The sequence below is a fragment of the Stieleria bergensis genome, from assembly GCA_007745635.1.
Classification (GTDB): Bacteria; Planctomycetota; Planctomycetia; order Pirellulales; family Pirellulaceae; genus Stieleria; species Stieleria bergensis.
Window position 1 is genome coordinate 440,415 of the sequence record CP036272.1, and the last position, 16,665, is coordinate 457,079.

The 16,665-nt window shown below is 56.1% G+C and carries 12 protein-coding genes; 8 read left to right on the top strand and 4 right to left on the bottom strand.

Translation table 11 applies throughout. The features are described from left to right. The first annotated feature begins 172 nt into the window (after positions 1–172). The 6 genes from SV7mr_RS01375 (at position 173) to SV7mr_RS24995 (ending at position 7,355) form a co-directional block, all read left to right on the top strand. On the top strand, positions 173–1,393 hold the full coding sequence (locus tag SV7mr_RS01375) for a DUF1559 family PulG-like putative transporter (RefSeq protein ID WP_145268518.1): 1,221 nt from the start codon (positions 173–175) through the stop codon (positions 1,391–1,393). Positions 1,394–1,616: 223 nt separating this feature from the next. Continuing rightward, positions 1,617–2,375 carry an alpha/beta hydrolase gene (locus SV7mr_RS01380; RefSeq protein ID WP_145268520.1) on the top strand — a complete coding sequence of 253 codons (759 nt, stop codon included), beginning with the start codon at positions 1,617–1,619 and terminating at the stop codon, positions 2,373–2,375. Between the two features lie 109 nt (positions 2,376–2,484). After that, positions 2,485–3,075, top strand: coding sequence for a DinB family protein (locus tag SV7mr_RS01385; RefSeq protein ID WP_145268522.1), 591 nt, complete (start codon positions 2,485–2,487; stop codon positions 3,073–3,075). Between the two features lie 46 nt (positions 3,076–3,121). After that, positions 3,122–4,306, top strand: a complete 1,185-nt coding sequence (gene obgE, locus SV7mr_RS01390; RefSeq protein WP_145268524.1) for a GTPase ObgE — start codon at positions 3,122–3,124, stop codon at positions 4,304–4,306. Further along, positions 4,303–5,361, top strand: a complete 1,059-nt coding sequence (locus tag SV7mr_RS01395) for a type III pantothenate kinase (protein WP_145268526.1) — start codon at positions 4,303–4,305, stop codon at positions 5,359–5,361. Before obgE ends, SV7mr_RS01395 begins: the two co-directional genes overlap by 4 nt. 332 nt (positions 5,362–5,693) lie before the next feature. Further along, on the top strand, positions 5,694–7,355 hold the full coding sequence (locus SV7mr_RS24995; protein ID WP_419187956.1) for a hypothetical protein: 1,662 nt from the start codon (positions 5,694–5,696) through the stop codon (positions 7,353–7,355). Between the two features lie 16 nt (positions 7,356–7,371). Here the strand turns inward: SV7mr_RS24995 and SV7mr_RS01410 are convergent, their stop codons facing one another. Continuing rightward, positions 7,372–8,367, bottom strand: coding sequence for a C-terminal binding protein (locus SV7mr_RS01410; protein WP_145268532.1), 996 nt, complete (start codon positions 8,365–8,367; stop codon positions 7,372–7,374). Positions 8,368–8,585: 218 nt separating this feature from the next. Between SV7mr_RS01410 and SV7mr_RS01415 the strand changes: the two genes are divergently transcribed. Continuing rightward, on the top strand, positions 8,586–9,803 hold the full coding sequence (locus SV7mr_RS01415; protein WP_145268533.1) for a M20 family metallopeptidase: 1,218 nt from the start codon (positions 8,586–8,588) through the stop codon (positions 9,801–9,803). A gap of 152 nt (positions 9,804–9,955) precedes the next feature. On the opposite strand, the gene SV7mr_RS01420 is transcribed toward SV7mr_RS01415, so the two are convergent. Beyond that, positions 9,956–10,207 carry a Trm112 family protein gene (locus tag SV7mr_RS01420; RefSeq protein ID WP_145268535.1) on the bottom strand — a complete coding sequence of 84 codons (252 nt, stop codon included), beginning with the start codon at positions 10,205–10,207 and terminating at the stop codon, positions 9,956–9,958. Positions 10,208–10,531: 324 nt separating this feature from the next. On the opposite strand from SV7mr_RS01420, the gene SV7mr_RS01425 reads away from it, so the two are divergent. After that, on the top strand, positions 10,532–11,302 hold the full coding sequence (locus SV7mr_RS01425) for a hypothetical protein (RefSeq protein ID WP_145268537.1): 771 nt from the start codon (positions 10,532–10,534) through the stop codon (positions 11,300–11,302). A gap of 28 nt (positions 11,303–11,330) precedes the next feature. Here the strand turns inward: SV7mr_RS01425 and SV7mr_RS01430 are convergent, their stop codons facing one another. Together SV7mr_RS01430 and SV7mr_RS01435 are read right to left on the bottom strand one after the other, a co-directional pair. After that, on the bottom strand, positions 11,331–12,416 hold the full coding sequence (locus tag SV7mr_RS01430) for a hypothetical protein (protein WP_145268539.1): 1,086 nt from the start codon (positions 12,414–12,416) through the stop codon (positions 11,331–11,333). A gap of 50 nt (positions 12,417–12,466) precedes the next feature. Further along, complete coding sequence (locus SV7mr_RS01435; protein WP_145268541.1) at positions 12,467–16,312, bottom strand: translocation/assembly module TamB domain-containing protein; 3,846 nt, start codon at positions 16,310–16,312, stop codon at positions 12,467–12,469. Positions 16,313–16,665 lie beyond the last annotated feature (353 nt).

The following is a 16,665-nucleotide window of genomic DNA, read 5'->3' on the forward strand; positions in this document are numbered from 1 at the left end:
GGTGAGTTAGATGGTGGCAGGTTCATCTTCCGATGGTGACCAAGTCCGTTATTTAAAGGCCGGTGACGATCGCCCTCAGGCACCCATTGAGTTCTGTGGCGGTTTCCTTTGTTCTCGTTGCGTCTCCCCATTCCAGAGCGTCGCTTTCACGGCTCCGAGCACCAAATCCACTATGACACCTCAATCCACACTCCGCAACTCGTTGAAACCAACTCGTCTTGGCTTCACGCTGATCGAGTTGCTGGTCGTGATCAGCATCATTGGTATTCTGGCTTCGCTGACGCTGCCCGCGATTGCCAAAGCGCGTGAAGCAGCTCGTAGTGCACAGTGCACCTCCAACCTGCGTCAGTTTGGCATCGCGCTTCTGACGCGAGCTTCCTCCGTTCCCGGAGAGCAGCTTTGTTCGGGAAACTTTGACTACGGTCGCGATGGTGTGCCGACTGAAACCGGTTGGGTACACGACATCGTCAGTCGTGGAGCTGGTTCTGTCGGCGAAATGCTCTGTCCAAGTAATACAGCGACTACCAGCAAGGCGATTGAAGAGCTAATGACGTTCTCCGCCGCTGACCTGAACAACTCAGCATGCTTTCCTGATCGCCGCGGTTCGCTGACCTACACCACAGACACTGGCGTCGTCAAATCAAACGTGGTCCGTCTGATCGCCCCCGACTCGGCTGATCCTAATCTAGGCAATGGCAGTGTCCTCGGGCCAGGCCAACGGGCAGCGGCCGTCAATCGCCGCGCCATCGAGCAGGGTTACAACACCAACTACGCAGCAACCTGGTTCCTCACGCGATCAGGATTCACGCCTGATAGCAGTGGTAACCCCACCGCGAAGAATGCTAGTTGCGCCCGAGACATGCGAGGAAAGAATATCACTGACGGTCCAGTGCGACTGCGAAACCTCGAGTCCGCGTTTCCACCTAAGTCGATCATTCCGCTGCTCTGTGACGCCTCTCCCACAGGAGTTCTCAGCGTCTCGGTGGGTGACTTCGATGCCGGAACGCTTTACGCCACACCGATCGTTGGTGGTCCTGTCGTCCACACTCCAGGTTTGTCGGCTTCCAATGGTGAAAGCTTGCAGTACTTGCGAGCACCCGAATTCCCAGATGGCTTCAGCCGAACTGGGGTCAATGGCTGGCAGTACACTTGGGACTTCAAGACTCGGCAAGATTACCGAGGCATCATGCCGGTGCACCTCGGTGTTGCTAAGGTATTGATGGCCGATGGTTCGGTGCAGTCGTTGTACGATTACAACAACGATCAGTACATCAATAACGGATTCACGATTAACTCCGCTAGTGCCTCATACTGGACGAGTAACGACGTTGAAGCGGACGATACCAAGTTGGCCAGCTTTTACTCGCTATTCTCAGAAGGCCCCATCCAGTAGCTCGCTGGATGTTGGTGATTGGTTCATCAGAGCCTGCTAGGAATGCCGCCAAGATGCGGCGTTCCCTCGGTTAGCGACTCATTGAGACTGCAGCAGTGCCGGTCGCTCTGGCGCGGCGCAAGATTGGCAAGCGCTGCATCGCCATGGCCCGCTGTCGAAAAGTGCCGATGGCGAGTAAACTTGGTGGGACAGCTCCGGCCCGTCCCTCGAATTTGCTACGTCAATGAGCAACCTTATCACCCAGCGTTATGGCAGTTTAGACTGCCACGTCATCGATCATGAGCCCGCAACAAAGGCTGCGAATTCACCTCAGGTGCTCTTCGTGCTCTGTCATGGATTTGGTGCACCGGGCTCGGATCTTGTCGATGTCGGTCGGGCATTAGGGCAGTTTGCCGCCAGTCAAGGCATTGCCATGCGAGTGCTCTGTCCTGAGGCGCCCATCTCCCTGGACGACATGGGGTTGCCCGGTGGCCGTGCGTGGTGGCGGTTGAACATGGCTGCCTTGATGGAGACGATCCAGGCCGAGCAATTTGAGGAGCTGCATCAGTCAGAGCCACCCGGATTAGACGAGGCTCGGCAGATGCTCGGCGAAGTCATTCAGTTGGCCCTCCAGGAACTGAATGATGACACCGTGTTTGTGTTAGGTGGTTTCTCCCAGGGGGCGATGCTGACCATGGACACGGCGCTCCGCGGTGATTGTCCGGCACCTCAGTTGCTGCTGCAATACAGTGGGACCGTGATTTGCGAAAGCCATTGGCGTGCCAACATGCAGCGTCTCGGTCAATCAGTTGTTTACCAGTCTCATGGTCGATGGGACCCCATTCTCCCATTTGTTTCTGCCCAGCGATTGCACGAACTGATGGAAGCGGCCGGTGTCCAGGCAAGTTTCCATGCCTTTGAAGGACAGCACTCGATTGATCAACAGTGCCTGGTCGATTCGGCGCAGGCCTTGCTGCAACTGTTAGGTGATCAATCCAAGTAGCCGTTCCACGTGAGTCTGGTTGTGGGTCGTCCATTTGTCGCCAACCCGCAACTCACTTCGAACGCTCTCCATCCACCTCGTCAGTCAGTCACCATTCCAAGCCACTGCAATGCAAGAGCAAGTCCAGCCAGCAACGTCATCACCCCGTCAACATTCGGTCACGCTTGCGAGTCGTCGTCCGACTGAAGAGGAATACGACAGCGAGTATCACCAGCAGTTGATTGGCCTCGTCCCTGGACACTGTGTGCTGCAAGCCCTCAAGCAGCAGAAAACGTGGTTCAACCAGATCAGCCAGCTCGTTAGCACGGAACAGGTCGATCGCATCCATCCACCCTACCAATGGACCATCCGGCAAGTGTTTGAGCACTGTGTGAATACCGAGCGTTTGCAAGGCTACCGCATGATGGCGATCGCTGACGGAAGTCAGCCCACGCTGCCGAACTGGGACGAAAATGTGTCGGCCGATAGTCGCTTTGGTCTGGGAAACCTCACCCGTTTGATTGATGAATGGAATCACCTGCGCCAGGCGAATGTGGATTTGTTGGTCCGCTTGACGCCCAGGTCATGGCAGCCGGCAGGAAAAATCGCTGGACACCGAATAACCGTCAGAGCTTTGGCGTGGGTGACCGCTGGGCACCTCCAGCATCATCTGCAAATCGTGGAAAAACGCTGCGGCATCACTGCGAAAGACAGCCCCTAGCTGCTACAGTGAGCGGTTTGAGCCCTCCCACACAAATCGAAGTAGCATGTTTGTTGACCGAGTCCAAATTGAGTTACACGCCGGTCGTGGCGGCGATGGTTGTTTCAGCATGCGCCGCGAAAAGTACGTTCCGCGCGGTGGTCCAAATGGCGGCGATGGCGGCAACGGTGGCAGCTTGATCTTTGAAGCCAGGCTTGGTGTGAATTCCCTTTCCGCCTACGCCAACCGCAAGTTCTATCGTGCACCCAAAGGGAGCCCAGGCCAGGGGGCCTTACGGCATGGTCGTCGTGGGCGCGATCAAGTCTTGCTGGTTCCTCCAGGGACCACCGTCATTGACGGTGAACAAGGCTTTGTGATCAAAGACCTGACGCAGCACGGAGATCGTTTCGTGATCGCTCGCGGCGGAAAAGGGGGCAAGGGGAACGCTCACTTTAAATCCAGCACCAATCAGGCGCCACGCGAGTTCACACGCGGTGACGAAGGCGAGGCGCGGACGGTGATCCTAGAGTTGAAATCCATCGCCGATGTTGGCTTGGTTGGTAAACCGAATGCTGGCAAAAGCACGTTGCTCAGTCGTATCACAGCGGCCCGTCCAGAAATCGCTGACTATCCATTCACGACCAAGCATCCAAATCTTGGAATCGTTGAACTTGATGCTGCCAACTCGTTTGTTCTCGCTGATATTCCCGGTCTGATCGAAGGGGCCAGTGATGGAGTTGGTTTGGGGCACGAGTTCCTGCGACACGTCGAGCGCGCCGGCTTGTTGGTTCACCTTGTCGAACCGCTGCCTACCGATCAAACCGATCCCATCGAAAACTATCAATCGATCCGCAACGAATTGGCTCAATACGATCAGTCCTTGGCCGAACGCGATGAGATTCTAGCGGTCAGTAAGTGTGAATTGCCCGAAGCCCAAGAGGTTGCCGAGGAGCTGCAGAAGCTCACTGATCGCAAGGTTTATTTGATCAGTGCCATGACAGGCGAAGGCTTGGATGCGCTCAAAACCGAAGTCATGGATCAAGTGCGTAGTCGTCGCGAATCGCAGATCGATGCCGGGGAAGAACCACTGCAAGTCCAGTCGGAGTTGCCGCCACCAAAACGACGCCGCGTGCCGCCCCACCTAGCCGGCCCGACCGCTAGTTTGTCGGATCAAGTGCAAGCCAAAGACTATCTTGATACCGACGAGCCCATCCAGGGACAGGAAGGAGATCGCGGAGACGGCAACACGTGAGTCAGCCCGTTTGCCGCATCGCGCTCGATATCGGGAACTCTGCCGCGAAAGTGCTGATCGAACCGGTCGCCGACGCCTCGGGGCAGTCCGTGCCCCAGTTGCAATCAGCGAGCTTCCTCTTTGCTGCGCAAACCGAAGGGCAGGGTGATTGGACCGATCAGCTTTGTCGTTGGGTCGCAAAGTGCCTGTCCCCTAATGAGGCAATGTCCCCTAATGAGGCGCTGTCCCCGAATGCGGCGCTGTCTGTTTCCGATCCCGTTTCGATCCGGTGGTGGGTCAGTACCGTCAATCATCGCGCCAGCGAACAGCTCAAACGCTTTCTAGCCGATCAACAGGGGCCGCGATCGGACTCTTGCGAATCGGGTTTGCTTCGAAAACTCATGTCGGCATCGTCATTTGACGATTGCTGGCGAGAGATCAGTTATCGTGACATCCCTTTGCAGTTGCACGTTGACCGTCCACAGCGGGTTGGTATTGATCGGTTGCTTGGTGCTTATGGGGCAGCGAACCGATTCGGTGCCCCGGTGATGGTCGTCGATGCCGGGTCAGCGATGACGCTGGACTTGGTGACTCAGGGGGCATCGCAGCGCAGTGATTCTGCTGACGCTTCTGACACTGCTGGGCAGTTTGCATTCTGCGGAGGTGCGATTTTGCCGGGTCTGCGGATGCAGCAAAGCGCTTTGGCAGCTGGTGCGGAGGCTCTGGCGAATTTTGGTTCCTTGGCCCTCTCTGGCGAGGGGCCGTCTCAGCGAGGGGCAGACGCTGGTTTTCCCAGTGCTGCAGCAGTGCCCGCTCTGGGGCCGGCCCGCGACACGCGCTCTGCCATTCAGCTAGGTGTCCAGGCCGCAACCGTTGGCGGAGTCACTTGGTTGTGGCAAAAGTATCGGGAAAATCTTCAGCAAGCGACATCAGGGCCTAAGATTCCGGAGCTGCCGATCGTTATCACTGGGGGTGACGGGACGGAAATATCAGCATATCTAGGGCAATGCCACGAATTGGTCCCCAACTTGGTTTGCTTCGCCTTGCTCGATCTCGCTCGTTCAGCCACGGTCTAATCCATATCGCAGACTTGGTTTAGCCGGGAATGGGGAAAGATTGCCGGGTATTTCACGGTGTTCTAGCCGTTTGGGCAATGCAGCGCCCCGTCTTCCAAGCCGTCGAATCTTTGGTTGCTGGCCGACAAAATGGCTGCCGGTCGCCAAAAAGGGCTCTTTTTGCGGCCATCGCATTTGTAAAAGGATCCTCAGTGCCCCAGAAATGCTCCCTATTAAGGTTCGCCCTACTCGTCGAAGCTCCTAGAATGACCTGGGGTGTTTTGACGAAATCGCGACCGAACCGCATGTTTCATTACTAACCGATTCTCTCAATCGTGCCGCTTAATTCCGTGATGACTGCTTCGAAACTTTCTGACTTACTTCCGATTGATGCCTCCGTGATTCACCCCACGCCTTATCAGGTGTTTGGGCTGGTTGATGGTGAAGCGGATCGTGAGAAAATCAAGTCAGCTGTCAAAGGCGTTTATCACCATTTGAAGCAGGCCAAAGAGACTGCAGATCCGGCAACTTGGAATCAAGCCGCGTCACTTGTCGAGGCAGCGCGCAAGCAATTGTCACAACAGGTCGCAGCGGGCGACAGCAGTGTTGGTCAGCCAACGAGTGCGATTCCCGCTGGGGCTCAACAGCCAGCTGCTCCAGCTGCTGACCCACTGGCCGACTTGTTACCAGGTGGGACTGGCGCTGCTGCTGCGGATCCCAATGCAGTGTTAGGGCTCAACCCACAGTCTTCGGCTGTTACGCCTCCGCTGGGAATGCCACCGTTGGGCGCCGCACCAACCTCCAACGTCTTAGGTAGCGTTCCCGCACAGCCCGCCGCCGTGCCGCAGTCGGCGCCGGTTGCTGCCAATGCTCCGGTTGCTGCCAATGCTCCTGTGGCTGCAGTCAGTCAAGCCGCTCCAGGATGGAAGCCACGAACATCATCCAAGCGACGCCGTAAACGATCCTCCATGATGCCGGTCCTGTTCGGCTTGACCGTCCTTGGCATGGTGGGGTGCATCGGCTTTTTGCTGTGGTTCATCAATCAACCGCCAGAGCCAGGCGGCAGCGGACGAACCGTGATCGCCTCAGCCCCGACGCCTGCGAAAGTCCCTTCCAAGCCGCGTCCCAAAGGGGATGGCGTCATGGGAGAGGTTCCGTCGAGTGGGACCGCGGGTTCGGTTCGCAACGGAGGCAATCGCACCGGTTCGGGTCTGTCGAGTGTGATGCCCGGACGCAATCCAGGCATGGCACCGGTCGACACGGGGAACGGCATCACCATGACAGGCAACAGTGGCAACAACCCGGCGATGGTGACGCCAATGCCAAAGCCTAACTTGCCAATGCCAGAGCCCACCGAGCCAGAGCCCACCGAGCCAGAGCCCACCGAGCCAGAGCCCACCGAGCCAGAACCCATGGAGCCAGAGCCGATGGAGCCAGAACCCATGGAGCCAGAGACTCCCACACTGACTCCCGAGATGGTTCTGCAGGGTGATCAGGAAATCGCGGCGGTCACCAAGTTGATCCAGTCCGCCGACTGGGACCAAATGAAAGATGCCGCGGAGAAGCTTTCTCAAAAGAAGCAGCTAACCGATGAGCAACGGCAGCGTGCAGACAGTCTGTATGACATTGCTGACCTCGCCTCGTTCTATCGCGGTGCGATCACGCGCGGCCTCGGCACGTTAAACGCCGGAGCGATGTTCGAGGTCGCCCCAGGATTGCCAGTCGTCGTTTCTGAAGCGAATTCGGAAGGCTTGAGCATCATGGTGGACAAACGGATTAAGTCATACACCTTGGATTCTCTGCCCGAGCGATTGACAGAGAAGTTGGCTGAGTTTGCACTCGATGCGGATCGACCGGACTCCATAGCAGGTTTGGCGTTGTATCGTCTGATTCATCCCAAGACGAATGACGAGTACAAGGCCGACGCATTAAGCTTGCTGCAGTCCGTTGACGGTCAACTGGAAATGGTTGATACCGAATCACTGCAAGCGGTGGCGGCAGAGATTTTCAACTGAATCGAACTGTCTGAGTTCAGTTCACTTGATTTCTGAGCGGTTGTCCTTGCAGCGCTCGGAGCACCTCTTTGGCTCCTTTGGTACGAAACTCTTCAGCTCCCTGGTCGCAATAAAACGCGCTATGCGGTGTCAGGATTAACCGATCGTGCGCCGGGTGATCTGGATCACGCCAGGCTTGCAACAGAGGACTATCCGCTGCCGGTGGCTCTTGATCCAGCACATCGATGCCAGCCCCGGCCAGTCGCCCTTCCTGTAGGGCCGTGACAACACTGTTGGTGTCAACAATGCCGCCACGAGCGGTGTTGATGAGGAAGCTTCCCTCCGGCATCATTGCGATTTCTTCTTTGCCGATCATCATGCGGGTCTGTTCAGTCAGCGGGCAATGCAGAGAAAGGATGTAGGCTGATCGGAGCAGTTCTTCCAGTGAATCAACGCGTCTGATTCCCAAGGACTTGTCCAGGCCATCGCACTGGTAGGGATCGTAAAAGACGACATCCATGCCAAAGGCTTTGGCTCGTAAAGCGGTTGCTGTGCCGATTCGTCCACAGCCCAGCAACGCAAAGGTGCGTCCTGTTAAGCGTGGGATCGGGGCTGCTTGCTCAACGCTCCACGGACCGCGATTGTGACGCAAACGGCTATTCAAAAAGTGAGTCCCGCGCCCGAGAGACAAAGCCATTGACATCGCTGAATCAGCAACCTCATTCGTGCCGTAATCTGGGACATTGCAGACGGGTATGTTACGCGCCGCTGCTGCTTCGAGATCAACGCCGTCATATCCAACGCCGGGGCGTACAATGACCTTGCAATGGGTGAGTCGATCGATGGTTTTGCGAGTCAAGTGAAAGTAGTGGTAAACCATCAACGCGTCGGCGTCTTCAACTTTGCCCAGTAGTTCATCTTCACTCATGACATCCAGGGCCGTGACCACCGCATGTCCATCCAGCACGGAACGTTCATAGTGTAGCGGTTCGGTGATGAAATCAGTGATGACAACTTTGGATAAAGAACTCATGTGGCACCGCCGCGGGGAAAACGATCTTGAAATGTCGGAAGCGATCAGCTTGGCAAGTGGCAATCCGGCACCCAAATCATTGCTGCCTTGGGTGGTCTCAAAGAGGCGGATCGGATTGACGTCAATTCGTCGGCGCACACCTAGCGAAGCGATCGATCGGTCGTTAGGGTGATGTGTACCAGGATTATGAATCACGTTCAACCAGATAACCATCTTTCATGGACAGTCGTCAATTATCCGATCCAGTGCTTCGGGTCACGCTGCAAACCTTGACGAAGCTGATCTCATTTCCCTCGGTCAGTTCAACAAGCAACGTCGCAGTGAACGATTACTTGGCCGAACAGCTAGAAGAATTAGGCTTTGCGATCTCTCGTACCGAATACTTGGATCGCAATGACGTGCAAAAATCGAATCTCGTTGCGGTGCGTCCACCGGTTTCAGGAAGCCTGGCTGGCGGAGGACTGGCCTATTTTTGTCATACCGATGTTGTGCCAGTCAATCGATGGACTGGACCGGTCATCGAGAAGACAGCCACTCAAAAGACAGCGGCGCCCGATTCGCCCGCCGATCCGTTTCAGGCGATCCTCAGTGACGATCGTCTTTACGGTCGCGGTGCATGTGACATGAAAGGCTCCGCTGCTTGCATGCTAAGTGCCATCAAACAGATTGATCCGGCCCAGCAAACGGCACCCCTTTGGTTTGTCGCCACCGCTGACGAAGAAGTTGGCTTCGTCGGTGCCAAGCACATGGTCGGTCACTGCGCTGGGTATGCCCAGTTGGCGGCAGCTGATCCAGTTGCAATCATCGGCGAACCCACTTCGCTCAATATTGTGTACGCTCACAAAGGCATCGCGGGATTTCGAGTGGTCAGCCAGGGGCGGGCAGGGCACAGTGCAACCAATATTGGCATCAATGCAAATGAAGCCATGGTTCCGATGCTGGAAACCTTGCTGCAGTTATCCCAGCAATCGAGGTGCGAGGGGGCACTGCAAGATAGTCGCTTCGATCCCTCGCACCTGTCGTGGAACTTCGGTGTCAGTGATCATTGCAATACATTGAACATCACACCTGGTCGCAGCACAGCTTGGGTAAGCTTGCGCGCCATGCCAGAGATCAGTGGGCAAGGCCTGATCGATGTAGCCCGCACAAAGGCGGCCGAGTTAGGCCTGGAGCTTGAAATGATTGATGGCTGCGCACCGCTCTGGAATGACCCCGATTGCGAGCACCTTCAAGAGCTTCAGTCGCTTACCGGGACGCAGTTGCAAACCGCCTGTTACGCCACTGATGGAGGCGTGTTAGAACAACTCTCCAGGCGAGTTGTCATTGGGCCTGGCAGCATTGAACAGGCCCATACGGTGGATGAGTGGATTTCGCTAGAACAACTGCAGCAGGGGACGAAGGTCTTTCATGACGCGATCCTCAAATGGTGCACCTAAGGCAAACGCAGTTGGGCCAAGTGGAGTGGGCCAAGTGCACCCGGTGTTCCACCCCCACTTCTGATCATATTGTGACCGCCTGGCTGTGAAGCAATCAGACGGTGGCACCACTAGGGCAAGTCAAGTGTTGCCTCTTTCGTGATTGCCGATCGTCACGCGACAAGGGCGATCGCGCGATCAGCCACTAGCGTTGGAATGCCTCCTCGGATTGCGTAGAGGAATTTCCCATCGGCCGACACCAACCCTCCTTCAAGCGGGGCTTGAACTCGCTGATCTTGTTGGTCGCGAACGTCGTTCTGTTCAATTCGCTGATTGATTTCTTCAATCAGCGTTTGATCCGCGTACACCAGCTTTTGCTGGGTAATCGGACACTGGATCAATGCTAGCAAGTCATCTTGCGACATGTTTTTGGATCTGTGGTTAGGGTTTATTTGAGTTCACTGCACAGATAACCGATTCTCTTATCGGATCAGCGAGTCACTGAACAGGAATTCGGTACTGGGGCCTGTGATCGGTACTGGGGCCTGTGATCGGTACTGGGGCCTGTGATCGGTACTGGGGCCTGTGATCGGTACTGGGGCCTGTGATCGGTACTGGGGCCTGTGATCGGTACGTTGGTTGGCAAGACTAGCACCGCACATGCGCTGCAAACAATGGGCCCTCTACTCTTAAAAACCTGACGCGAATGGCTGCACAGGCTAGGCTGCGTAGGAAGGATTGATAAAGCCATGTTGTTTACAAAGGACACCATGCAACGGTTTTATAGCATTGAGAACAGCAATCAGCACCCCAAAATGACGGCCACTCGCAGTTGGTTGTTAACGGGTGTCTCGGCGATTCTCGCTTCGACCGTTTTCACGATGCCTCAATCAGCAAGTGCACAGCAGCGTTTGATGCAGGATCCTGCCACCGGCAACGTGTACCGGGAAACCACTCGTACGCAGTATCAGCCGGTGGTCAATGAGACCATGCAGTCGCATCAGCAAACCCGTTGGCAGCCACAGACCACCACCGAGACTCGGCCAGAGCTGCAGCGCAATTGGTATCCGGTCACACAGTACAAATGGATGCCCTATGTCGAAGGCCGCTGGAATCCATTTGTCCAGCCGCGAATCGCCTATCGCCATGTCGCCGAAACTCATTGGCAGTCACGTGATCAAGTGATCGATCGTACCACCACTCAGACGAGATGGGTTCCCAAGACCGAAACCGTCCAAGTGCCACATCGCGAAGTTACTTATCAAGCGGTGCCGAAAACCGATTATCAGTTGGTTCAACGTGGCACGCCAGCGGCCTCCAACTTGCCTCCTTCGGTCGCCTCTCGTTTGCGTCCGATCGATCAGGGTTCCTCTCGGATCGCATCGGTGCCGGTTAGCAATCCACTTGCTGGCGGTCGCAGCGAGATGCAAAGTGGGATGCCGGCCGAGCGTCTGTTGCCATCGCCAACGCTGGTTCCAACGACCACCATTGCTGCACCATCAATGCCGCTGCGTCGTTGAGTTCGCCAGCAAGATCACTTCAGCGAGATCACTCCAGCGTTCGAACAGCAACCAGTTGCAGTGTCGACCAGCGATGCCCTCGGGCGTCCGTACCGCGATTGCGCAGCCAGCTCAGTAACTGATCGAGCGGCTGGCCCAGGCCAATTTGAGCGTCAGGCTGTTTGCTGGCAGCTTGCATGCAGGCCCAGTGATCTCCTAATGTCCACAGTGCACCCGATGTGCCAGGTGGAAAGACATTCCGCCGTTGGCCATGCACTTTCACACAGTGTGCCAGTTTACGGCCAGAGACGACCACGCCGTTGGGAAAGAACTCCGTCGGCGTAAACGGTGCCGCAGGGGAGGTCCCGAATGTCTTTCCGGAAATGCGTTCGTCGATTGCCTGGATTAACGCTGCTGTTGAAAGCGGGGGCGCCAACAGGTCGCACTGGGAAAACTCCAGACCAGCTCGGTTATCATTCGCTTGGCAGGTCCACTGTTCAAGCCGATCCAGGATCATTGCACTGGGTTGCCTGATCCACAGGATTGCCACGTCATAGCCGCTTCGTTTCGAGCCTTTGATCAAGCGTTGGCAGCGGACGCGCAACCGGGGGGCTAAGCGGATGGATAGCGTGCGTTGTCGGATCTGATCAAACAGATGGGCAACCGTGACGATCCCCCAGTGTCGTTGACCGGTGTCGTCGAGCCACTGCACGATCCCATCAGTACGCACAGGACTGTCGGTTCGAACGGTCAGGTTGGCGTCACCAAGGCCGTTGTTGCCAACGGAATTTGATTGCGACGAGTGGCGTCGTTTGGCGTTGGCTTCAAAGCTGGCCAAGCAGTCGACATCGATTCCCAAACAGATGCGTTGATAGCTGCCTGGTTTCGTTTTGAGTCGAACTTCAATCTCGTCTGCAAGCCGCCGGTTCTGCGAAACGCGGCCACGCTTTTTAGGTAGGTAGATACGGGCGACTGGAAAGCCAGGTTGAAGTTGCCCGCCTGTTTCTTTGATTCCGATGGCAACCTGACAATCTTGGCCGGTGGTGTGTTGGCAATGTCGGCGGATTGAATTTGCAATCCGCGACCATTGGATCAAGGAAAAGTCACCAAGAGTGTGGACCGCATGTCGCTCCATGACATCCTCGGAAAGTGATCGACAGCCAGTGCAACGCGGCGGTCGTTTGTTTACCGACCAAATAGTTTGTCCAAGCCAGAGTTGATTTGATTCAAACCGTTGTCGAGTTGTTTTTCAAGCAGGTTGTCCAAGCCACGCTCGACGGCTTGCTGGCCAGCTTGTTGGCCCAGTTGCAGCATGATGTTGCGAATCATGGACCGGTCGAGCCGTGGATTGCTGATGGTGCCAGCGACTGGGAAAGTCAGTGACTGACCGTGCATTGACTTCAGGTCTTGTCCCAACCAGCGTTCATCCAGTGGGATGGCAGCAACTAAGTTCAAGGTTGAATCGAAGCCAACGCTGCCTTGGGTTAGCAACTGTGCTTTATCGATGTTGAACAGCATGCGTTGATGGGTGACGCGGCGATTCTTGATGTTAAATTCCACGTTCTGCGGCGGCATCTCAACTAGCGTACGCTGCATCTGAGCCGGCTTGGGAGCGAGTTCAAGTTTTGCTAACGAGCGTAATTCGTCAAGGCCTTGAATCACTTGTTCGGTCAACGGCCCAGACGCCAGTCGAAGTTGTTTGACTTGAAGTTCACCCTTCATCACGCTGCTGCCCGGATCGTCCATATTGATTGTGACTTGATCGAAGTTCGCATCGAGTATGCCTTCTAAGCGAGCGGCATTGGCTGCTAGTGGAGTCAGGTACTTCAGCCAGTGTTCACTGCTTTGCGCGGTGACTTGTAATTGTTCAATCTTTGCACCCGGATCGAGCGTGACCAATGTCGGGCCTTCGTTGTGAAGCATTGTCAGTGCGAAGGTGGCTTTACCGATGTGCTGGTTGGGAAGCTGACCGGGAAACATGGCTTTGGGGTTGGTCATCGGGGCGATGGCCAGCAATGGAATCGTCACTTCATGGATTCGTGTTTGGCTGCCCGTGGTTTCATAACGCAGTCGCGCCGGACCGGCGGTGATGCCTTCGATTGTGCAGCGGTCCCATTGCAGTTCACCGCTGGCTTTGTAATTGAGTTGCCCGTCTTGGGCGCGACCGATTTGGACTTCAATGGGGCAGTCATGCAGCCCCGCAGCGGTGATCGGTGTTTGCAGCAACTGCGTAAAGCGCTTGGCAAGTTCTTCGGATTGCCATCGTGCGGTGCCGGTGAGTTTCGTGTTCCAGCTCTCTGGCTGACTGGCTGAAGCGAGTGGCTGAGTCTGGCCCTGCAACGAGGCCGATGCGGCTTGGCTGGTCAGTTGAATCAATTCGACCTGCAAGGTTTGCTTTTCAGGCTGGAAGATCATCCGGCTATCAAGAGTGACCTTGGGTTCGGACCACAGCACATGCGGAGGCAGGCTTTGCGTGGCCGGGCCTCCTGGGGTGGGCTGCCAGGGCGGAGCACCTGTGTTGCCGGTGCTCACGGTCCTGCCGAGGCCCTGAGGTGGCATCATCGGTGCGTTGATGTTCTGTGAGACCACGAGTTGGGTCACCGTGTTGCGGGTGTCGATCGACCAGACCTTGCGATCACCGGTTAACTTGATGGTTCCCGCGACGCGACCGGCCAGACTGTAATCCGAAAAGGCAGCTGGCGAGGTTTGTGGGCGGGAGAGACCATTTGTGATCCCGCTTGGAACTTGCTCACGAATGGCTCCCTTCAAGGCGTGAAGATTGCTTTTCCATGATGCTTCGAGGCTGGTTTTTTCGGCAGCGGCTTCACCACGCATGGCAATGGAGATCGCTTCGCCGACGGCTTCAAATCGCTTGATGGACGCCGTGCCAGCAGGCAGTCGTAGCGCGCCTTCAAACCGGCCACTCAGATAGGGTTGCGTGTACCAGTAGCCATCGTGCAGCAATTCTGGTTCGGTAATCACAAAGTCGGTTTTCTTCAGCGTGCTGGAATGGCGAGCGACATCGACTTCGGCAGTCCCCGTCATGCGTCCTTTGGCATCCAGTAATTGCCTTGGAATCCATGGCCGAAGTGATTGGGCGAGGTTTGCTAATTGCCCATCAAACTCCATGCGGACAGGATAAATCGAATCACCGTCAGGGCGGTCGACGGGCGAATCCAGGGCAGCGTGCAGAGTCACGCCACCGCTTGCCATGTTGGCTTCAGCTGCCGTCAATTTTACGAGCGTGTTTTGGGACCATTGTCCTTGGGCCACTACTTTTCCAGTGACACGCTGGCGATGAAAACTGTCTCCACTGGGGAAGGATACCAGTAAGTTTTCAGCTTTGCCGTCGCCACTGAGTTGCCAAAGATCCAAACGCTGTTGGTTGCCAGTGTTAAATGAGGGGCGAGCATTCCAGGCGATCTGTCCCGTTGCGTTGCCGCCAAGGGAAAGGTTGGAAAGGTCAATCACCGGCCGCAGCATGGCATACAGACGACCGAAATCAACGTTGACCTGAGCCGTGCCTTGACGCAAGTTGCCGCTTCCCGATGCGTTGGCAAAGCTACTGAGGAATTCAAAGCGTTCGGCGTTCAGCTGTTCTTGATCGTTCACCACGATCGCGTTCATGGTGATTCGATCGATCAGCACAGGCCGGCCTTCTGCCTCTGCATGGATGGGGTTCAGTAGAACTTTGAGTTCACTGCGGCGACGCTGCGGGTCGTTGGTAATCGTTGCGTTGGCTGCACCGGCAACCAGCTTGGCACCTGGTCGCAACGGAATGATGCCCGGCAGCGAATGATGGAGCTTCGGCAGGTCAACGTTGATCGTTGCTGTGCCGTCAAGCGATTGCAGCCAAGCCAGTAAGTTGTCGTCGGTGCCGACCAGTGACAGGGTTCTTGGAAAGCCACCATCAAGGGTTGCCGAAGCAAAGTCGGTAGTCACTTCCAGGCCGCGGCCAAGTACACGTTGGTCCGTCAGGGCAAACCGACCATTGAAGGTTGCCTGATCGTTGGACCAACGCCGTGTCTTGGAAGAGGTGTTCTGCGTGGTGCTTTGGGACAGGCTGTCTTTGACGACCGTTTCGACGGTCAGGTCGCGAATCAAAACATTCTGCAGTTCCGCTTGCATTTGACCGTCGATCGTACCCACCGCGGTAAATCGGCCACTGGAGTGTCCTTGCAGTGATTCTGGTAACGAAAGCTGTTCCTTCGCGAAGCGACGGCTGGCCAGGTTCACAACCGAGAGCGGAAACGATTTGGCTCCGACGGTGATTTGCCATGCAGGATCAAACCCGGAAGCACCCATCGGCTGAATCTGTAACGGTTGGCCATTGACCTGCACATCGTTATCGATTCCCCACTGGAATTGACTTTCAATGGCGCCGCCACTCTGTCCATCATGCAGCACGCCAGCCAGTTCGCCTGCAATGGCTTGGTCGGTGATCGTGACGGTGGCGGTTGAGCGATCCAGCGACCAGCGCCGTTTCGTCTCGTGATCGGTCACGGTGGCAGTCAGTTCGTCCATCACAAACGACCCCAGCAAGCCAGCGGAGTCGTCCGCGTCATCTTCATCCATCATCGCGGCAACGTCGTCTTCCAGGCTCGAGCCGCCCTCAAAGACTTCGAAATCGATTGCCACGCCATGCAAGGCGACATCGCCCCAATCTTGAGGTCCGCCGGCAAGAAAACGCGTCACCGTCAGCGCAGTGTCAACGTCCTGCAATACGATGGTTGTGTTTCCCGATGGGCCTTCGAGTTTGAGTTTCTGAATCGAGAGCGGTGTCAGCCAACCGAGCTGTACACCTTCGGCTTGCGCTTTCCAACCGGACGATTCAAACTGAGATCGAACCAGGGAATGCATCATTCCCGAGTAGCTCATCAGGCTTGGCAATGTCAGCAAGAACAACGCCAGAAAGCCTCCACCGATTAAGCTCAGTCGATAATGGCGTTGGCTACGGCGTTGTCGACGTCGACGAGTGGCGGCAACCTGGGAGCGTTCCAGATCATCCAGGGCATAATCATCAAGGCTCACTGCTCGTCCTTGTGGCTGGCGTTTTTTCGCGTTTGACGGATGGCCTACGAGCATTCCATGACCCGAGGCACCACTGCGGCTTGTACCATAACCCTCACCACTAACCCAAGATCAATTTTGAGGCCGCCCGCATGAGGGGTGTCGCGTCGGCTCAAGTGATTCGGCTCAAGTGAATTCGGCTCAAGTGAATTCGGCCCAGCGGTTAGCCCAGTGTCGAATCGCCGAGAGCCTCCAGCGGGAATCGTGCGAATTCATTTCATTTTTTCAAATCCAACCCAAAGCCTTGCTCGTCTGAACGGTGCCGCGACCGTTTTATCGTGGTCGCCGACGCTTGTCTGCTTCGGCGTCCGTTC